The following is a 17343-nucleotide window of genomic DNA, read 5'->3' on the forward strand; positions in this document are numbered from 1 at the left end:
AACGCCTCCCACGGGCACATCGGACCGCGCCGTCGCCACCCGTTTCCCTCCGGGCGTTTCCACCGCCCCCGAACGGGTGAGAAAACACGGAACCCGCCCGCCAGGAAGCCGGCCCGGATCCAGGGCACACGCAACCACCCCGGTGCCCCCGCCGACCACCCGCCACCCCGGCCCACCAGGCCGAGACCTGCCGCCGCCACGCAGAACCGGAAAAATCGCCACGGCGACCGCCACCCGCTCCCTGGACCTGGCCGGCCGCATCAACGCGCCCAGGTACGTGACGATGGTCCGCGCCCCTGCGCCGCCGGAGCTGTCGCCGTACGCGCACACCCCAGCCGTCGGTGAACTCCTTGAACGCCTCCGAGCCGTCGGACGACAGCGGACCGCACGAACGTCGGTCAGGGCCGCGCCGACGGCCCCCAGTTCGACCGGCAGCCACAGATCACACTGCATCGGCAGGCGCCGGCGTCCGGCCTTTCGGATCCGCGTGGGTGAGCCGAAGCGCTGCAGCAGGGCGAGGGCGGCAGCCGACAGGATGAACGCGTCGCCACCCATACCGTCGATCTGCACCCAGTCGAGCAGGCGGGTGTGTGCTGGGTGGCGAGCGCCGAGGACGACGCACATGGCGGCGGGTGCGCGCCCCACCGGATCTATTCGGCCCAGGCGTGCTCCAGCAGGGTGCGGAAGGTGACGGGCTCTCGGCCGATCAGTTCGGCCAGCGTCGAGTCGGCGGCGGTGAACTCGCCATTCCGCGCTGCCGCGAAGATGCTCAGCATCAGGTCGGCGATCGGGGCCGGGGCACCGTGCGCCAGGGCCTGCTCGCGGAAGGCGTCGTCGGGGACGACGGTGCGGGTGAAGGACCGTCCGGTGGCCTGGGCCGCGATCTCGGCGACGGCGTCGAAGTCGAGCGCCGCCGGGCCGGTGAGCGACGGGGTGGGCCCCTCGAAGCGGCCCTCGTCGGCGAGGATCGCCGCGGCTGCCTCGGCGAGGTCGTCGTGGCCGGTCCAGGCGACGGGGCCGTCGGCGGGGAGGGCGATGCCGCCGGTGTGGCGGGCGGACTCCAGGAACTGCAGGGCGCTGGCGGCGTAGAAGCCGTTGCGCAGCGCGGTCCAGGGCAGGCCGGTGGCGCGCAGCAGGTCCTCGGTTCGGGCGTGGTCGCGGCATGCCTGGAAGCGGGAGTCGTGGGCGGCGCCCATCTGGCTGGTGTAGAGAATGCGGCCGACGCCGGCTTTCACGGCGGCGTCGATGGCGGCGCGGTGGCCGGTGACGCACTCATCGCCCGTGCGGTCGAGGGAGACGAGGAGCAGTTGCTCGGCGCCCTCGAAGGAGTGCACAAGCGAAGCGGGGTTGTCGAAGCTGCCCTGCCGGACGCGGACACCACGGTCGGCGAGGTCCTGAGCCATGCGGGGATCGCGGACGCTGACGCCGACGCGGTCGGCGGGGAAGCGGTCCAGGAGGCGCTCGACGGTGCGGCGGCCGAGCTTTCCGCTGGCTCCGGTCACGATGATCACGGAAGTTCTCCCAACGCTGTTTCCAGTGGAATCACTTCAACGGTAACATCGAAACTAACGATGGAAGCAAGCTTCCGATATCATCGATTCATGCCTATGCGCGACACCACCGACACCTCTCGCCGTCGCATCGTCGTGGCGGCCGTCGAGCTGCTGGAGAACGGCGGGCCGGACGCGGTGAGCACCCGCGCGGTCGCCGCCGCGGCCGGGATGCAGCCGCCGGCGATCTACCGCCTCTTCGGCGACAAGGAGGGGCTGCTGGAGGCGGTCGCCGAGCATGGCTATGCGCAGTTCCTGGAGAGCAAGCGCGCTCAGCTCGACCCCGCCCCGGAGGACCCGGTGGAGGAGCTGCGCCGCGGTTGGGACTTGGTGGTGGAGTTCGGGGTCTCGCGCCCAGAGCTGTTCGCGGTGATGAACCGGGCCACCGGCCGGGGGGCGGATGCGGCACACCGCGCGGGCCTGGAGATCCTCCACGGGCGCGTGCGCCGGCTGGCGGCCGGGGGATGGCTACGGGTCGACGAAGAGCTGGCCGCCCAGATCATCCAGGCCACCGGCCAAGGCGCAGTCACCACCTGGCACTCCACCCCCGCAGAACGCCGCAATCCGGCGCTGCTGACCATCCTGCGCGAGTCCATGATCACCGCCGTCACCCGCGCCGAACCGGCAGTCTCCACCACCGAGACCGGACCCGCTCCGGCGGCCCGCGCACTGCGCGCCGCCCTCCCTGACCACGCCGATGTCCTGAGCAACGCCGAGCAGCACCTGCTGCGCGAATGGCTCACCCGCCTGGCGGCAGACAGTCGCGCACTGCAGGCCTGATCTCGCGCCAGGCGCTCTCGTGCAGGTTGAACCTCCCAAGAAAAGATCGTTCGATGAAGCGGCATCCACCGAGACAAGGCCGTGGGTGACCACACGGCTCCGGCTGGCCTCCCCTTGTCCATAACACGCCGCCAACCTCAGGGACGATAAGGCCGGCGGAGATGAGGGTGTGGTGCGCGCGGTGTGGCGCTACGCCCAGCGAACGCAGCAGCCGGTCCAGGGCGTCGGCGGGGGTGACCGGGGCAATCCCGGCCGTGTGGCCGTGGAGGTCCACGAAGAGCTGCCCGTCAGCGAACTGCGCACGCACCCGGTGCCCGGCGCGAATGGCCAGCGCGGACGTGCCCACACCGCCCATGCCGTCGATCGCCGAGATCACCATCATGTCGGAGGCGCTGCCCGCGGGCGCCGACCGGGCAGGCGCCAGCAGTTGGTCCAGCTCCCGGGCACGGCCAGTGAACAGCCGGGTGTCGTAGGGGAGCTGACAGGGCGCGCCCGGGCGCGGCCGCCCCGTATCGGGGACGACGGCCGAGCGGGCCGGAGCGGAAATGGTGCGCGCCGCCGCGAGCAACTGTTCGCGGCGGCCCGGATCGAGTGCGAGGGCCTCGGCGAGCCGGCTCACCGAGGAGAGCCTCGGCTGTCGCCGCCCCGCCTCCAACACGCTGATCGAGTGGGCCGACACCCCGACCGGTCGGCTCATTCGTCCTGCGTCCAGCCGACCGAGAGCCGACAGTCACGCAGAAGCTCCCCAAAGGCACTACCGCCCCCTTCCCCCCTTGGAAACGGTCAGCCGCCGAAACGGCACAGGCCAGTCGGACCTTCGCGGTCAGCGAGCTGCGCGCGTTCAACTGCCGTTCTGGCCTACGGGGAGGGCCAACCGCGGCCGCGTTCCCACACCAGCTCACCAGACACGCATGCAACTTGACGCGTGACGGTGTACCGCACCCGCTCTCGCGGGCCAGTACGCCCTTCCCCGCGAGCAACCTCAAGCCACCGCCACACCGACCTGAGCGACACCCCCACCAGCCGGACATGCTCCGTGGTCTCAACTCCCCACGCCCGTCCAACACCAGCAGACAGGCCACAGCCTGCTGCCGCCCCAGCAACCCCGGCACATCAGCACCCGGCCCCGTGACCGCCCGACCACTCCCGCTTCGCCGCGCACCACACACACCGGTCCGCCGGAAGGGTTGCTGCCGGCTTCAGCCGTGCCGCTTCAGCAGCCGCCAGGTGCGCTCGACGCTGTAGGAGGCGTGGAAGTCGACGAATCGCGTCTTGATCCTCGCCGGTGTCCATCGCCGGTCCACCCAGCCGTCGGCCAGGAGGCCAGGATGGGCTGGGCAGAACTGCGCGAGGTGCTCACACCTGGCTCCGTACGACGGCTATCCGGACGACCGCGGCATCACACCGCGCATTGCTCGCACGGGAAAGAGACTCGAGCCAACGACCTGACCGGCCTCAGCGGCTGCATGGCGTTCCCGAACGCTCACAAGGGCGCCGGGTGGAACACCCCACATCGGGGAGGCAGGCTGTATTCATGCGGTCGCTCATCCGCCCGTCCGGCCCATCAGCGGCGGACGGTCATAGCCGGTTCCTCTTCAGACTCGCGCAGTGTGTGCCATTCATGATCATACTGCTCGCGCTGGGGATCGAGCTTTCCCCTGCACACGCGGTGGTCACCGGTCCTCTCCTCGCCGCCATGCCGGCATTGGCCGCGCTGACGATGGGCCCCCAAGGCCCCCTGTCAGCAGCGGCCGGAGCCTTCACCGTCAACGTCATCACGGCCACCCTCCACCACAGCTGGGGAGGCCAGGTCTACAGCAACCTCGTCTCCCTCCTCGTAGTGACGGCAGCAAGTGTCACCATGAGTAATGCAATGCGCACGCGCAGGCAGAGCGAGCTCAACCAGGTCCGCCGGGTCGCCGAGGCGGCACAACGGGTTCTGCTGCGGCCTGTGCCGCCCCGGCTCGGTCCCGTCCAGATGGCGAGCAAGTACCTCGCGGCAGAGACGGGCGCACAGATCGGCGGCGACCTGTACGAGGCAGTGCACACCCGGTACGGGGTCCGGATGATCGTGGGAGACGTCCGCGGCAAAGGGCTGCCCGCCGTGCGCCTGGCCGCAGCCGTACTGGGTGCGTTCCGGGAGGCCGCGCACTACGACGAGGATCTGCAGGAGGTGGTGAATCACTGCGCGGCAGCGCTCGAACGCGAGCGCGCGGCGCTCAACGCGGTGGATCAGGCCGAGGAAGACAATCTCACCGAGGATTTCGTCACCGCGCTCGTGGCTCAGGTATCAGACGCCTTCGTGGTCCAGGTCGTCAACCGCGGCCATCCGCCACCGCTGGTGCTTCGCCAGGGCAAGGTAAAGGCCCTCCTCCCCGCCTGCCCACTGCCGCCGCTGGGCCTGGAGGATTTCATCACCGTTCCGCCTGCCAAAGCGGACAGCTACCCATTCACACCCGGTGACCGTCTCCTGCTGCACACCGACGGCGTGATCGAAGCCCGCAGCCCCGACGGCGATTTCTTTCCCCTGCCCAAGACCACAGAATCGGTGCACCCCTGTGCCCCGTCAGAGTTCCTGGAGCAGCTGCACCAGGAACTGATCCGGCACACCCACGGCTACCTGGCGGACGATGCGGCGATGCTCCTCGTCGAACGGCTCAACGAAGGAGGCGAGAGCAGGCTGCACGGCCCTCGTGCTCTCTGAGGTACTCAGCACAGCGCCAGTGGCACAGATGTCCGTTCCCGTGACGACGGACAGCGGGCCTTCGCCCGTGATGGTGGACACGCATTCTTTGATCACGCGGCGAGCGTGAGCTTGGCCGCGTGGTGTCGGCGTTCGTATTCGTCGGGGCTGAGTTGGCCGTTGGCGGAGTGCCGACGGCGGGTGTTGTAGCGGGTCAGCCAGGCGAAGACCGTCCTTCTGCAGGTGGCGGAGTCGCCGTAGTCGTCTGCGCCCCGGAGGGTCTCGCGTTTCAGGGATGCGTGGAAGCTTTCGCAGGCGAAGGCCCTGGAACCGTATTGCGCCCGTGGTCGGAATGGAACGTCGAGCCGTCCAGGCCGCCGCGGGTCCGAGTGGCCATCCGCAAGGCGTCCGACACCAGGCTGGTGCGCATGTGGTCGGCGATGGACCAGCCGACGACCCTGCGGCTGAAGCAGTCCAGGACGGTCGCGAGGTAGAGGAACTCACCGCCAGCGAGGGGAGGCAGGTGATGTCGCCCATGTATTTCAGGCCGGGTCCGGCAGCCGTGAAGTCCCGCTGGAACAGGTCAAAGACCAGCGCGGCGGCCGGGACGGAGACGGTGGTGCGCACGCGTCTGCGCAGACGGATGCCCGTGGAGGAGAACGCCCGCATCGCCCGGGCGACGCGCTTCTCGTTGACCCGCAGGCCCTTCTCCCTCAGCTCGGCGGCCACCCGCGGTGAGCCGTAGGTGCCGCCGGACTCGCCGTGGACCTCGCGGATCCGCTCGGCCAGGACCCGGTCCCTGTGCTGCCGGGCCGTCCTGGCCTGCCAGCCGGAGAGCCACTTGTAGGAGCTGGACCTGTTGAGCTCCAGGACCTCGTAGGGCCGCTTCACCTCGTAGGTGGCTCGGTGGTCGTCGACGAACTGGACGCGGCTCCTCACCAGTTCGTCTCCCCGGCGAAATACTTGGCCGCCTTGCGGAGTATCTCCCCGCTCGGTGGCCGGCTTCCGCTCGCTCGCCTCGAGCTCTGCCACCCTGGCCTCGAGCCGGCGGATCCGCTCGTCCGGATCGGCGGACGGTGACGTCCCGGTCCGGGTCGGCGTCTGCCCGGTCGGCGCCGGGCAGACGGTGACGCCGCGGCGTTCGCGGTCCCGCAGGACCCACTCGCGCAGGGTGGCCCGGTTGATGCCCAGATCGGCGCTCCCGAGCGCCATGTCAGGTGATCGGTCCAGTGGCTGGTGCGGGGGGCCGCCTCCGCCGGCAAGACCGCGGTCCTCGAGCGAACCGTCGACATCTGATCGCCCGCCGGAAACGCGTTCTCCTGGTCCGGACCGACCAGCTCAACCGCCGGATGGTCCCCCACTCGTTCCTGGCTGGCGGCGTTCAGACGTCCGGTCCGCCGTGGTGCGGCCGGGCCGGGAGCCCGGCGAGTTCGGCCCCGCGGTGCAGCACGTCGCGGAGCATGGCGGGGGCCAGGGTGTGGGTGGACATGTTGCGCTGGCTGGGGTGGTATCCGCCGACCAGGTGTAGCGGCCGTCCGCCGCCCGGAGGGGCGGGCAGAACCTCGGTGCCGTGTCCGAAGGCCGGGCGCGGGCGGGGCAGTCGCCACCCCGCTTCGGCGAGGACCGGCATCAGTGCCTGCCAGGCGAACGCGCCGAGCACCACGATCGTCCGCAGTGTGGACCGCAGCAGTTCCAGCTCGCGGGCGAGCCATGGCCGGCAGGTGTCGCGCTCACCGGTGGTGGTCCGGTTGTCGGGCGGGGCGCAGTGCACCGGCACGGTGATCCGCACCCCGTACAGTTCCAGCCCGTCGTCCCGGTGGGGGGCGGTGGGCTGGGAGTCCAGCCCGAGGTCGTACAGGGCGGCATACAGCGCGTCTCCGGACGGGTCGTCGGTGAAGATCCGCCCGGCGCGGTTGCCGCCGTGCGTGGCCGGGGCCAGACCGACGATGGCCGGCGCCGCGTCCGGCGGGCCGAAACCGGGTACGGGACGCGCCCAGTACTCCCAGTCCCGAAACGGTCTGCGCTTGACCCTGGCGGCCTCCTCCCGGCAGGTCACGAGGCGCGGGCACGCCCGGCAGGTGACCCACCACCGCGTCCAGTTCGCTCGCAGAACTCACCCAGGGAGCCGTCCTTGCGGGAAAAACTGGTGACTCGGCCGGGGGATGTCTGCTGGTCACCTCGTGTTCCTCGTCAATACGCCGTACGGGACGCCGTCGCTCCGCACCGGGGCGCCGGTGGTGGCCGACCCGGCAGGATCCCGACGGGTTCGCATGAGCTGCCCCCGATAGAATGGGCGAGTCGGGACCATCCGCTGCGCAGCAGGGCACGTTGTTCACCGGCTCAAGGCCGGGGCGGCCGACCGATCTGGAAGGGCACCATCATGGCCAAACAGATCACCTATCGCAGAGTCTACGAGGAGACTGCGCCGAAGGACGGCAAGCGTGTGCTGGTCGACCGGGTCTGGCCCCGGGGCATGCGCAAAGAGGACGCGCATCTGGACGAGTGGCTGCGTGATGTCGCCCCCTCCAGCGAACTGCGCAAGTGGTACGGCCACGAGCCCGGCCGCTTCACCGAATTCCGCCGCCGCTACCTGGCAGAGCTGCGCGACGCCCGGCACCGCGAGGCGGCCGAACATCTGCGTGACCTTGCGTTGCACGACAGGCTCATGCTGCTGACCGCCACCAAGGACGTGGACCACAGCCAGGCCGCTGTCCTCGCCGAGTGGCTGACCAAGAAACGCTGATCAGCACGTGAGACACGGGCGGTGACGGGCACCGCCGTTCACGCGAACTCGTCCTCGCACAGGACGCGATCGGGTACGGGCCGGCCATCTTGGCCGCACCGTGCCGGGCATCGTGCGCTGTTCTCTTCGGCGGGCGCACATGTGAAGAGGGATGGCAATGCGAACGAACATCGTCCGGCACGAGAGCATGATGCTGAGCTACGACGTGGTCAACGGCTGGAGTGTTGTCGAGGTCGACGGTGAGGTGGACGCCCACACCGCCCCCATGATCCGGGAAGGAGTGATCAAGCTCATCGACGAGGGACACCGACACTTCGTCCTGGACCTGGGGTTCGTCACCTTCATGGATTCGATGGGGCTGGGCGTGATCGTGGCGATCACCAAACGCATCCGTGAACACGAGGACTCACTGCGTATCGCGTCCATCTCCGGCCGGATGCTGAGGATCTTCGACCTGAGCGGCATGCGCGAGAGCTACGAGATCTACCCCTCAGCAGCGGAAGCGACGCAATCCGCGCCCTCGCCCGGCAGCCTGACACACTGGCCCCACCCGTCAAGCTGAGGAACGCTCAGGGGAACGACCTGCACGCCGTGCGACAGGCCCGCACAGTGGCCGACAACCTCGCGCGCCACTGAACGGCGGCCTACTGGCTGGCCCCGTTCCCGCGCGAGATCGTCTTGCTGAAGGACATCGAACACAGCCGCGAGGCGTTCACCCTCGCCGTCTCGGCGGCAACCAAGCGCGCCCCACACGCGTGACGCACCACACATCGTCAGGGATGGCCCCCATGCTGCTGCTGACGTTCGGGCATGGCACTGCGGGACACGAGCAGTTGGCCGCCCTGCTGCACGGCGCCAGCATACGGGCCGTTGTCGACGTACGGACCGCGCCCGGCAGTCGGCACAACCCCGACGTGGGCCGGGAAGTGCTCCGGTGGTGGCTGCCGGAGGAGGGGATCGACTACCGGTGGGAGCAGCGGCTTGGAGGCTTTGGGAAAGTGGCCCCCGATTCCCCCGATGTCTTCTGGGAGAACGCCTCCTTCCGCGGATACGCGGGCCACACCCGCACCCCGGACTTCCTGGCGGCCATGGATGAGTTGCTGCGGCAGGCGGCCGACGTCCGCACCGCCGTGATGTGCAGTGAGTCCGTGTGGTGGCGCTGCCACCGGCGGATCATCGCCGACTTCGCCGTCCTCGCGCGCCACGCCCGAGTACTGCACCTGGCCCACGACGGTCGGCTCACCGAGCACCGTCCGACAGCGGGAGCCCGGCTGCGCGTTGACGGACTCCTGGTGTACGACCGCGTGTGACCGTCACCCGCGTCGAAGCCCCTGTCGGTCATGCCGGGCAGGATGAGCATGACCCGTCATGAACCGCGGAGGTATGGGGCTGCCTGGTGTGCCCGGCTCCGCGTCCCTGCCCACTGTGCGTCATCAGCGGGGTGCGGTCTCTCCCATCGCATGCAGGGCGAGCGTGGAATGGGCGTAGCCGGGCTCCGGGAGCGCTCCCTCGGCGAACACAGCCCGGCTGAAGTTGTCGAACGCTTCGTTGACGGCTGGGGCGAGTTGGGCGCGGCGGGGGCCGATCTCCGGTGTGGCCGGATGGTAGACGGACTCGGTCATAAGTGCCTCCATTACACAACGATGCGTATCGGGTCGGTGAGGAAGACGGCGCCGGTGGCCCCGTCGAGGGCGCGGTGGTCGATGGACAGGGTCAGGGTCATCACGGTGCCGGCGGCGAGGATGGCTGCCTGCGGGGGTTGATGACGGCGGTGAAGTGGTCGATGCCGTAGGGGCCGAGGTTGCTGATGGTGAAGGTGCCGTCGGCGAGGTCGTCGAGGGTGAGGTGTCCGGCGCGGGCCTTGTCGGCGAGGGTGCGGGCTTCGCGAGCGATCTCGACGGGGACGGTCAGGCCGTCGTCGAGGGCGACTGCGATGCCGATGTGGATCCGGTGGTGGCGCAGGATGCGGGTCTCGTCCCAGGAGGCGTTCATCTCCGGGTGGGTGCGCAGTGCGGTGGCGCACGCCTTGATGATCTGGTCGTTCACGCTCACACGGGGCCCTGTTCGCCGAGCGTTGCGTTGAGGTCGGTGCGGAAGGCGAGCAGCGGCTGTGCGTCGATGGTGGCGGTGAGGTAGAAGTGCGGGGCCTGCTGGGCGCTTTGGGTCAGGCGCTGGGCGGTCAGGCGGCGCACCGTGCTGAGCGGGATCGCCTCGCTGTGCTCGGCGGTCGAGGGAGGCCGCACAGAGGGTTGTTGCGCTCGGGTGCGGCTGACGGCGCGGCGCGCCGGTGGCCGGGGCCTGTTCGGTTTCGTGCCGGGCGATGGCCTTCTCCACGTCGGCGATACGCCGCGCCAGCGGGGACGTCGGAACCCTGCCGGGCTCCGCCGAGGACGGCGCGGGCGCCACCTCGGCCGAGGGAGCCGGGGCGGCCTTGGCGGGGCTTTCGGCCATCGGTTGTTGGTCAGGAAGGAGTGGCACCATGGCGCACATGTTGAACTACAACCTCGCCGTCCCCGGTGTAGATGACGCCGGTGTCCTATCCGCGCTCGTGGCTGAAGGCGACGAGCTCGACGTCCTGGTCAGGGCAGTGGACGACTGGTCCATACCGACACCGGCACCGGGCTGGACGGTCGCCCACCAGATAGCCCACCTCGCATGGGCGGACGCGAACGCACTCAGCGCCTTACGCACTCCGGACGCGTTCGGCGCCGAGCTCGGGCGGGCGGAAGCCGAAGGCAGCGGGTACGCAGACAAGGCCGCCGCCGCGGGAGCGGCCAAACCGCGGTCGGTACTCCTGGACGAGTGGCGGGCCGGTCGAGCGGAACTGGCGGCGGCACTGCGCGACACGCCATGGGACCATGCATTCCCCTGGTACATGTCGGAGGTGACCCCGGCCCTGATGGCGCCCCTTCGTCTGATGGAAACCTGGGCACACGGGCAGGACGTCTTCGATGCTGTGGGCGTGGCGCACCGCCCGACGGATCGACTGCAGCACGTGGCGTCGCTGGGGGTGTTGGGACGGGCGCTGTCCTTCGCCGCCGTCGGACTGCCTGAGCCGGCGGACCCCTTCCGCGTCGAGCTGACAGCACCTGACGGACGGACCTGGGTGTGGGGCCCCGAGGCTGCCGCGCAACGGGTACAGGGCGGCGCCATCGACTTCTGCCTGTGTGTCACCCAGCGTCGCCCCTGGTCCGAGACCGACATGACCGCGACCGGCGAGGAAGCTCAGAAGTGGCTGGAGGTGGCGCGCGTCTTCCTCTGAAAGCGTGTCGGGCTGCCTGGTCATGCGAGATGCGTGACGGTTGTGCTCTGCCCTCCACACACGGCGGCGGCCCCGGAATGATCACGTGGTGTGTGCCAGTGCGACAACTCCGAGGCCGTCAGCGGCCCGTGCTCGGCGTAATCAACCGGCCACCCGACAGGCTCTGAGGCGGTTGACCGGTGGACCCGGCTGATCCTCGCCGTCTACACCCAGCTGCGGCTGGCCCGACCGCTGGCGGCTGACCTGCGCCGGCCGCGGCCGCCTGGCGGCAAGAACACCCGGCCCACCCCGTGCTACGACGTGCACACGGTACGCAAACCAGACACCGAGAAGCAGCGAACCATGAAATCAACAACCCCACGACCCCGCCGCACAGGTTAAAGATCAAGCCAGCCCGGGCAGGGCGATGTTGTCGTGCCCGGGCTTCCGGGTGATTGCCTCGGCTCCCTGGATCTGTCCTGGCAGGGTCGATCACGGCTGGGACAGCCGATGCAACAGATTCGTGCTGGCTGTAGAGATCAGCGGAGGCTCATCGGGGTCGTTGAGCGTGTCAGCGGCGGTCTGCATTCGACGGTCCGGCGTACGGCGCGTCGGCGACTGCCCTCGACCAGTCTGTCGTTGGCGACCGCGCGGGCCGGCTCGTCGGCGATGTTCGCCCGCCGTCAGGCCCTGGTAGAACACGCCGCGCAGCAGCTTGCGTTGTCCGCAGCCCTCGTCGGCAGCGGTCGGGTGAAGGTGAACACGCTCGATACGGCGAGGTAGGGCAGTCGCAACGGCATGATCGGCCAACTTGATACGCCCATCCGACGGTCACTGGCCGTTTCGCGACAATCTGCAGGTCCCGGACCATGGATGGGGTTTTCGGTATATGCCGTCGAACGTGCCCGTCTGTGAACTCGGCGCTCAGAAAGTCTTGTTGGCCTCGTTGACATGCCGTAAGAACTCGCGTTTCACTCAACACTCGTGCATGGCAACGTTGTCAGGCCGCGGGAGCGGCCGGAACTGTTGCCTGTCGCCGGCGTTCCTGCGTCTTTCGGCGCGCCGACACCTGATGTGCGAAGCACGAACCGCTGCGGAGGCAACCGATGGTGAGACCCCGACGTTCAGCAGAGCCACGTAAGCGAAGGAGATTCCGCCAACGCCTGGCCGTGGTCTCGGTCCTGGGCATGGCAGCCCTCCCCCTTCCGGCGATCGGGAGCGCCCATGCCGCGAGTACCGCGACGCCGGCCTTCGTGAAGGACCCCGCCTCCGTCGTCAACCCCCTCATCGGCACCTCCGGTGCGGTCGACACCTTCCCCGGCCCCGACATGCCGGCCGGCATGGTGCAATGGAGTCCCGACACGACGCCCGACCGCGCTGACGGTGGCGGCTACGAGTACAACGACAAAAAGATCTCCGGCTTCAGCCTCACCCACGTTTCGGGACCCGGCTGCCCCGTCGCGGGCGACCTGCCCATCCTGCCGGTGACCGGCGCGCTCTCGGGCGACCTCGGCAGCGCGTCTGTCGGCTTCGGTCACGACGACGAGCGGGCCGGTATCGGGTACTACAAGGTCACCGACGCCGCCGGGGTCAAGACCGAGCTGACCGACACCACCCGTGCCGGCCTGGGCAGTTTCACCTTCCCGGCGGGTCGCCAGGCGAACCTGCTGTTCAAGCTCAGCGGGGGCGCCACACAGGTGGACGGAACCCGAGTCCAGGTGGTGAACGACAAGGAGATCCGCGGCGCGATCGACAGCGGTCACTTCTGCGGCGCGAGCAACAGGTACACGCTGCACTTCGACATCAAGTTCGACCAGCCGTTCACCGCGAGCGGCACCTGGGTCGGCGGCACCATCAATCCCGGTGCGACGTCGCTGAAGGCGGGCACGGTCCAGCAGTCCCCGCAGGCTCCCAAGTCGGCCCCGCTGAAGGAAAAGCACTTCACCGTCCCGGCGAAGCCGGCCCCGACGATCCACGGAAGCGGTGACAAAGCCTTCGGCGCGCCTTCTGCGGCCCCGAGCGCCGGCGCCGTGCCCCGCTCGTCCACCGTGGGCAAGGCCGCGCAGCCTCCCACGACGGGTGCGAACGGCATGTACCTGACGTTCGACACCTCCTCCGGCCCGACGGTGCGCGCGAAGGTCGGCATCTCGTACACGAGTGACGCAGGCGCGGCGGACAACCTCGCCACCGAGATCAGGAACTGGAACGTCGACGCCGTCGAGCAGGCCAACCACGACGCCTGGAACGCGGTACTGCACAAGCTCCAGATCGGCGGCGGCTCCCCGGACCAGCGGGTGCAGTTCTACACTGCGCTCTACCACGCGCTGTTGCACCCGAACGTCTTCTCGGACGACAACGGCCAGTACATGGGGATGGACAACCAGGTCCACAAGCTGACCAAGGGGCAGAAGGCCCAGTACGCCAACTACTCCGGCTGGGACACCTACCGCTCCCAGACCCAGCTGATGGCGATGGTCGAGCCCAAGGTTGCCGGCGACGTCGTCACCTCGATGCTCAACGGCTACGACCAGACGGGCCTGCTGCCCAAGTGGGCCTCGAACAACGGTGAGAGCTACGTGATGGTCGGTGACCCGGCTGCCGGCATCATCGCCGACGCGTACGCCTTCGGAGCGACGGGCTTCGATACGGACAAGGCACTTGCCGCTCTGGAGCACGAGGCCACCGCCGTGAACAACGACCGCCCCGGCGCGGCAGTGCGGGACGCGAAGGGCTATCTCCCGCTGGACGAGAACGACTACGGCTGCTGCAACTTCTACGGCCCGGTCTCCACGCAGTTGGAATACGACTCCGCCGACTACGCCCTCGCCGCCTTCGCGAAGTCGCTGGGCAAGACGGCTGTCTACGAGAAGTTCGCCACCCGCGCCCAGGACTGGATGAACGTCTTCAACCCGCAGACCGGCTACCTGCAGGCCAAGAACAAGGACGGCCAGTTCGCGGGCGGTTTCACCCCCGGCACCTCCAACGGCTTCGTGGAGGGCACCTCCGCCCAGTACACGCCGATGGTCCCGTTCAACCTCAAGCAGCTCATCCAGGCACGCGGCGGTGACAAGGCGTACTCGTCGTTCCTGGACAGCCTGCTCGACAACATCACCAATCCCGGCAACACCAACGCCGACTTGAGCAACGAGCCCAGCCTGGAGATCCCCTGGGAGTACGACTACACGGGCCGGCCGTGGGAGACCCAGGCGGCCGTCCGCAAGGCCCAGCAGGGCCTGTACTTCAACGCTCCGGTCGGCTCGTTCGGCAACGACGACCTCGGCGCGATGAGCTCCTGGTACGTCTGGTCCGAGCTCGGCATGTACCCCGAGACCCCGGGCACGGACACCCTGGCGCTCGGCAGTCCGGTCTTCCCGGTGGCCCAGGTGACCTTCGGAAGTGGCAAGACGGTGCGGATCAACGCGCCGCAGGCCGCGACCGACGCGCCATACGTGCAGTCGCTCGACGTCAAGGGCAAGGAGTGGAAGACCTCCTGGCTGACGTACCAGCAGTTCAAGGGCGCGGGCACGATCGACTTCACGCTCGGCACCCAGCCCAACACCTCCTGGGCGTCCGACCTGTCGGCGGCGCCGCCGTCGGACACCACGGGCGGCGGCCGGGTGCTGGCCGCGACCGGCCCCTCCAGCGACGGCCTGGTGCTCCAGCCGGGCACGTCCGGCGACGCCACCCTCGCCCTCACCAACCTCGGCAGCAAGGACGTCACCGTCGACTGGAAGGCGACGGCGTCCTCCGGCGTCACGCTCGACACCGCGTCCGGCTCGCTGACGGTGCCCGCCTCGGGCAGCGCGGAGGCCAAGGTCCACGTGACAGCGGGCGCGAGCGAAGGAACGATCCCGGTCACCTTCGCACTGACCGACCACAGCACCGGGGCGGCTCTGAGCGGGGCGACCCTCCGCGTGGCCGTGGCCAAGGCCGGTGCGTTGTGGCCGTTCGACACCAACGAGGGCATCTACCCCGACGGCACCAGTTTCTCGGGCGGCTTCGACGACGGGGGTTGGGCTCTCTCGCAGAACGCGCTGTCAGCGGCGGGCGTCACCAGCGGCTCCCCTCTCACGGTCGACGGCATCTCCTACAGCTGGCCCACCGTGACGTCCGGCCAGCTGGACAACCTGGAAATGGCCGGCCAGACCATCCTCATGCCGGCCGGCACGTCGGGTGCGTCGCTGGGCCTGCTGGGCACGGCGACGAACGCACCGACCGACGGCAGCGGGGTCTCGGGCACGGTGACCGTCACCTACACCGACGGCACCACCTCGAAGGCGACGGTCGCCTTCTCCGACTGGACGCTCAACGGCGGGTCCAGCAAGCCGCTCGCGAGTGACACGACGGCCGTGACGACGGCCTACCGCAACACCGGGAGCGGGAGCCGGGACAACGTCAAAACCTACGTCTTCGCCACGAAGGTGCCGCTCGACGCGTCCAAGCAGGTGGCGTCCATCACGCTGCCGGTGACGGGCTCGACGGGCACCGACCACCTGTTCGCCTACGGCTTCGGTCAGTAAAAGGCACTGCAGGCATTCACGACAGCGGGCCGGTTCCCGGGCGCGAGCCCGGGAACCGGCCCGCCGAGACCTCGTCATCAGGGGTCGAGGGGGACTCTCCGGTCAAACGACGAGGTGTCTTCGTCCGTCTGGGCGGCATCGAGCGGGTGGCGGCCGGACGCGCGTATGCCTGGCCTGCTGTGTGCAGCTGGGCCCGGAGATCGGTCGCTTGGCGGGTTCGTCAGCGATGGCCTGTTGACCTGTCGTGCGGCCGCAGGGCGTTCGCCCGAGAGTTTTGGCCTCCATTCGGCACGCTTTGTCGCGGCCGTCGAGGCCAGAAGGGCGTCGCCGCACCTGCCCGTGTGGGACGGCGTCCGCTGGGAGCCCGGCCGGGGTGCCGCCGTACCGCTGGCACGGCGGCAGGCCCGAGTCTGCCCAGGCCACTTCTGCAGGGGAGGGGATCTCCACCAACTCCGACTCGCGGATCGTGACCTGCGAGGCCGCGGACGGCGGCCCAGACATTGAGATCGCGGCGATGTCGAGGGATCCGAACGAGTTGCTGGCGGCGGTCCCGGCGGTGGGCGTCAGTTGAGGACGACGTTGTACGAGGGCACGTAGTGGGCGCAGTGGGAGGCCTTCGCGTAGTTGATCGTCCAGGGGTACCGCTTGACGTGCTCGAGCACGACCTCGCCCGTTGCCGGGCCGAAGACCCCGTCGACCGCCAGTTCGCGGGTGGCCCAGTGGTAGTTGGAGAACCGCTGGAGCTTCCTGACCCCGTACTCGGTCTGGGGGCCGAACTTGCCGTCCTCCAGGAGATGCAGGTTGAGGTAGTTGTTCACGAAGAACTGCACGCAGCGGACCGACGCGCCGTAGTTGGGGTAGCCGTAGCCGACGGCCGGGATTCCGGGGTCCGCGTGGGCCATCGTCGTGCCGAGCCCCATGGTGACGGCTGTGGCCAGCGTCACCGTGGCACGTCGGAGTATGCGGGTGTGTCTCATCGGACCTCTTTGTGTGGGCACGTGAACGCGGGCGGCGTGATTCTATCGGCTTGGCCTGAACTCCCTTGTTGCATCCGTGAGTTGACCCGGCCTCGGTGCCCGAGGTGCTCAGCGGTCTCGGTGAAGTCAACTCCGTGTGGGGGTAGGAGTTTTGGCCGGAGTGGTGATGCCGAAGATCCTGACGGTGGAGTTGACCCCGAGCAGCAGGCCGAGGTGCGTCGGCGGCTGGCTGGGCGTGACCTGTCGCGTAACGAGCGGCGGCGGTTGGAGTGCATCCGGCTGCTGGGCCGGTGCCTGATCGTGTCGCACGTTGCTGACCTACGGCGGTACGCATGGCCGGCCGATACTCTCCGGGCACCCGCCCGACGCGGTGTTCCTGTCCGGGGACCTGTTCCTCGCGCCTGTTACTTACCGGCGGCCTTCTTGTGCTTGCGGTGGTGCTTCTTCTTGTGGTGCTTGGCCTTGCCGGCGCCGGCTTCGTTCTTCTTGGCCTTCTTGGCCAGCGTGATCATGGCGAAGGACATGGCGGTTCACCCTCCTGATGGTCCGTCAATGAGCTTTGCTGGTTGCCGACTTGGTCTTGCGTGGCACCTGTGAATACGGGGACGGCAGATGTGCCATTCAATGCGGAAGGTAAGGACTGAATCACTTTCCCTTGCCGAGTTCCTAAGCTCGACTCGGCCGGGGGATCCCATGCTGGTCCAGGAAGTTCCGGAAGGCGGTCGGATCAGGCCGGACCACCGATTCCACGACCTCGCCCCCAGGCCGCGGCTGGAACACCGCAACGGGCTCCAGCGCCCCGGAAACGGCGGAGTCCATCACGTAGGCGTAGATCCGCCCGTCGCGGTG

At 69.0% G+C, this 17343-nt stretch carries 12 protein-coding genes and 4 pseudogenes; 8 read left to right on the top strand and 8 right to left on the bottom strand.

The window, feature by feature from the left end; translation table 11 throughout:
• Positions 1-650: 650 nt before the first annotated feature.
• A complete protein-coding gene (locus ACH47Z_RS38855) occupies positions 651-1511 on the bottom strand; it encodes an SDR family oxidoreductase (RefSeq protein WP_399082628.1) in 861 nt (286 codons plus the stop codon).
• Between the two features lie 90 nt (positions 1512-1601).
• Here ACH47Z_RS38855 and ACH47Z_RS38860 point away from each other — a divergent pair, with 90 nt between their 5' ends.
• Positions 1602-2330: a TetR/AcrR family transcriptional regulator gene (locus tag ACH47Z_RS38860; RefSeq protein WP_399082630.1), complete on the top strand. Its 729-nt coding sequence runs from the start codon at positions 1602-1604 to the stop codon at positions 2328-2330.
• Here the strand turns inward: ACH47Z_RS38860 and ACH47Z_RS38865 are convergent.
• Positions 2290-2949 carry a hypothetical protein gene (locus ACH47Z_RS38865; protein WP_399082633.1) on the bottom strand — a complete coding sequence of 220 codons (660 nt, stop codon included), beginning with the start codon at positions 2947-2949 and terminating at the stop codon, positions 2290-2292. The genes ACH47Z_RS38860 and ACH47Z_RS38865 overlap by 41 nt on opposite strands.
• A gap of 1002 nt (positions 2950-3951) precedes the next feature.
• Between ACH47Z_RS38865 and ACH47Z_RS38870 the strand changes: the two genes are divergently transcribed.
• Positions 3952-5034, top strand: coding sequence for a PP2C family protein-serine/threonine phosphatase (locus tag ACH47Z_RS38870; protein WP_399082636.1), 1083 nt, complete (start codon positions 3952-3954; stop codon positions 5032-5034).
• Between the two features lie 92 nt (positions 5035-5126).
• On the opposite strand, the pseudogene ACH47Z_RS38875 reads toward ACH47Z_RS38870, so the two are convergent.
• Positions 5127-6243, bottom strand: a pseudogene (locus tag ACH47Z_RS38875) (IS3 family transposase).
• A gap of 151 nt (positions 6244-6394) precedes the next feature.
• Positions 6395-7130, bottom strand: a pseudogene (locus ACH47Z_RS38880) (uracil-DNA glycosylase).
• 263 nt (positions 7131-7393) lie between these two features.
• Between ACH47Z_RS38880 and ACH47Z_RS38885 the strand changes: the two are divergent.
• From ACH47Z_RS38885 to ACH47Z_RS38895, 3 genes are all read left to right on the top strand, one after another.
• Entirely contained in the window at positions 7394-7756 is a 363-nt protein-coding gene (locus ACH47Z_RS38885) for a DUF488 domain-containing protein (protein ID WP_399082638.1), read from the top strand.
• Positions 7757-7913: 157 nt separating this feature from the next.
• Positions 7914-8318: an STAS domain-containing protein gene (locus ACH47Z_RS38890; protein ID WP_399082641.1), complete on the top strand. Its 405-nt coding sequence runs from the start codon at positions 7914-7916 to the stop codon at positions 8316-8318.
• Between the two features lie 217 nt (positions 8319-8535).
• A complete protein-coding gene (locus ACH47Z_RS38895; RefSeq protein WP_399082644.1) occupies positions 8536-9066 on the top strand; it encodes a DUF488 family protein in 531 nt (176 codons plus the stop codon).
• 123 nt (positions 9067-9189) lie between these two features.
• Here ACH47Z_RS38895 and ACH47Z_RS38900 read toward each other — a convergent pair whose 3' ends face one another.
• The 3 genes and pseudogenes from ACH47Z_RS38900 to ACH47Z_RS38910 form a co-directional block, all read right to left on the bottom strand.
• Entirely contained in the window at positions 9190-9378 is a 189-nt protein-coding gene (locus ACH47Z_RS38900) for a hypothetical protein (protein ID WP_399082647.1), read from the bottom strand.
• An 11-nt stretch (positions 9379-9389) separates the two neighbouring features.
• Positions 9390-9479 carry a 2-oxo acid dehydrogenase subunit E2 gene (locus tag ACH47Z_RS38905; protein ID WP_399082797.1) on the bottom strand — a complete coding sequence of 30 codons (90 nt, stop codon included), beginning with the start codon at positions 9477-9479 and terminating at the stop codon, positions 9390-9392.
• Positions 9479-9999: pseudogene (locus ACH47Z_RS38910) on the bottom strand (2-oxo acid dehydrogenase subunit E2). Before ACH47Z_RS38910 ends, ACH47Z_RS38905 begins: the two are co-directional and overlap by 1 nt.
• A gap of 245 nt (positions 10000-10244) precedes the next feature.
• Here ACH47Z_RS38910 and ACH47Z_RS38915 point away from each other — a divergent pair.
• The 3 genes and pseudogenes from ACH47Z_RS38915 (at position 10245) to ACH47Z_RS38925 (ending at position 15517) form a co-directional block, all read left to right on the top strand.
• Complete coding sequence (locus tag ACH47Z_RS38915) at positions 10245-11018, top strand: TIGR03084 family metal-binding protein (RefSeq protein WP_399082798.1); 774 nt, start codon at positions 10245-10247, stop codon at positions 11016-11018.
• A gap of 165 nt (positions 11019-11183) precedes the next feature.
• Positions 11184-11399, top strand: a pseudogene (locus ACH47Z_RS38920) (transposase); the annotation flags it as partial.
• Positions 11400-12184: 785 nt separating this feature from the next.
• Complete coding sequence (locus tag ACH47Z_RS38925) at positions 12185-15517, top strand: GH92 family glycosyl hydrolase (protein ID WP_399082650.1); 3333 nt, start codon at positions 12185-12187, stop codon at positions 15515-15517.
• A 563-nt stretch (positions 15518-16080) separates the two neighbouring features.
• Here the strand turns inward: ACH47Z_RS38925 and ACH47Z_RS38930 are convergent.
• On the bottom strand, positions 16081-16494 hold the full coding sequence (locus ACH47Z_RS38930; protein ID WP_399082653.1) for a peptidoglycan-binding protein: 414 nt from the start codon (positions 16492-16494) through the stop codon (positions 16081-16083).
• Positions 16495-17343 lie beyond the last annotated feature (849 nt).

Origin of the sequence: Streptomyces sp. NPDC020192, from assembly GCF_044388685.1 — a bacterium.
In the GTDB taxonomy this organism is placed as follows: domain Bacteria; phylum Actinomycetota; class Actinomycetes; order Streptomycetales; family Streptomycetaceae; genus Streptomyces.

Excerpts from the sequence above, each read along its gene's own strand:
- ACH47Z_RS38900 (WP_399082647.1), bottom strand. The coding sequence starts at position 9,378 with ATGACCGAGTCCGTCTACCATCCGGCCACACCGGAGATCGGCCCCCGC.
- ACH47Z_RS38885 (WP_399082638.1), top strand. The coding sequence starts at position 7,394 with ATGGCCAAACAGATCACCTATCGCAGAGTCTACGAGGAGACTGCGCCG.
- ACH47Z_RS38925 (WP_399082650.1), top strand. The coding sequence starts at position 12,185 with ATGGCAGCCCTCCCCCTTCCGGCGATCGGGAGCGCCCATGCCGCGAGT.
- ACH47Z_RS38895 (WP_399082644.1), top strand. The coding sequence starts at position 8,536 with ATGGCCCCCATGCTGCTGCTGACGTTCGGGCATGGCACTGCGGGACAC.
- ACH47Z_RS38930 (WP_399082653.1), bottom strand. The coding sequence starts at position 16,494 with ATGAGACACACCCGCATACTCCGACGTGCCACGGTGACGCTGGCCACA.
- ACH47Z_RS38870 (WP_399082636.1), top strand. The coding sequence starts at position 3,952 with ATGATCATACTGCTCGCGCTGGGGATCGAGCTTTCCCCTGCACACGCG.
- ACH47Z_RS38860 (WP_399082630.1), top strand. The coding sequence starts at position 1,602 with ATGCCTATGCGCGACACCACCGACACCTCTCGCCGTCGCATCGTCGTG.
- ACH47Z_RS38915 (WP_399082798.1), top strand. The coding sequence starts at position 10,245 with ATGTTGAACTACAACCTCGCCGTCCCCGGTGTAGATGACGCCGGTGTC.
- ACH47Z_RS38905 (WP_399082797.1), bottom strand. The coding sequence starts at position 9,479 with ATGACCCTGACCCTGTCCATCGACCACCGCGCCCTCGACGGGGCCACC.
- ACH47Z_RS38890 (WP_399082641.1), top strand. The coding sequence starts at position 7,914 with ATGCGAACGAACATCGTCCGGCACGAGAGCATGATGCTGAGCTACGAC.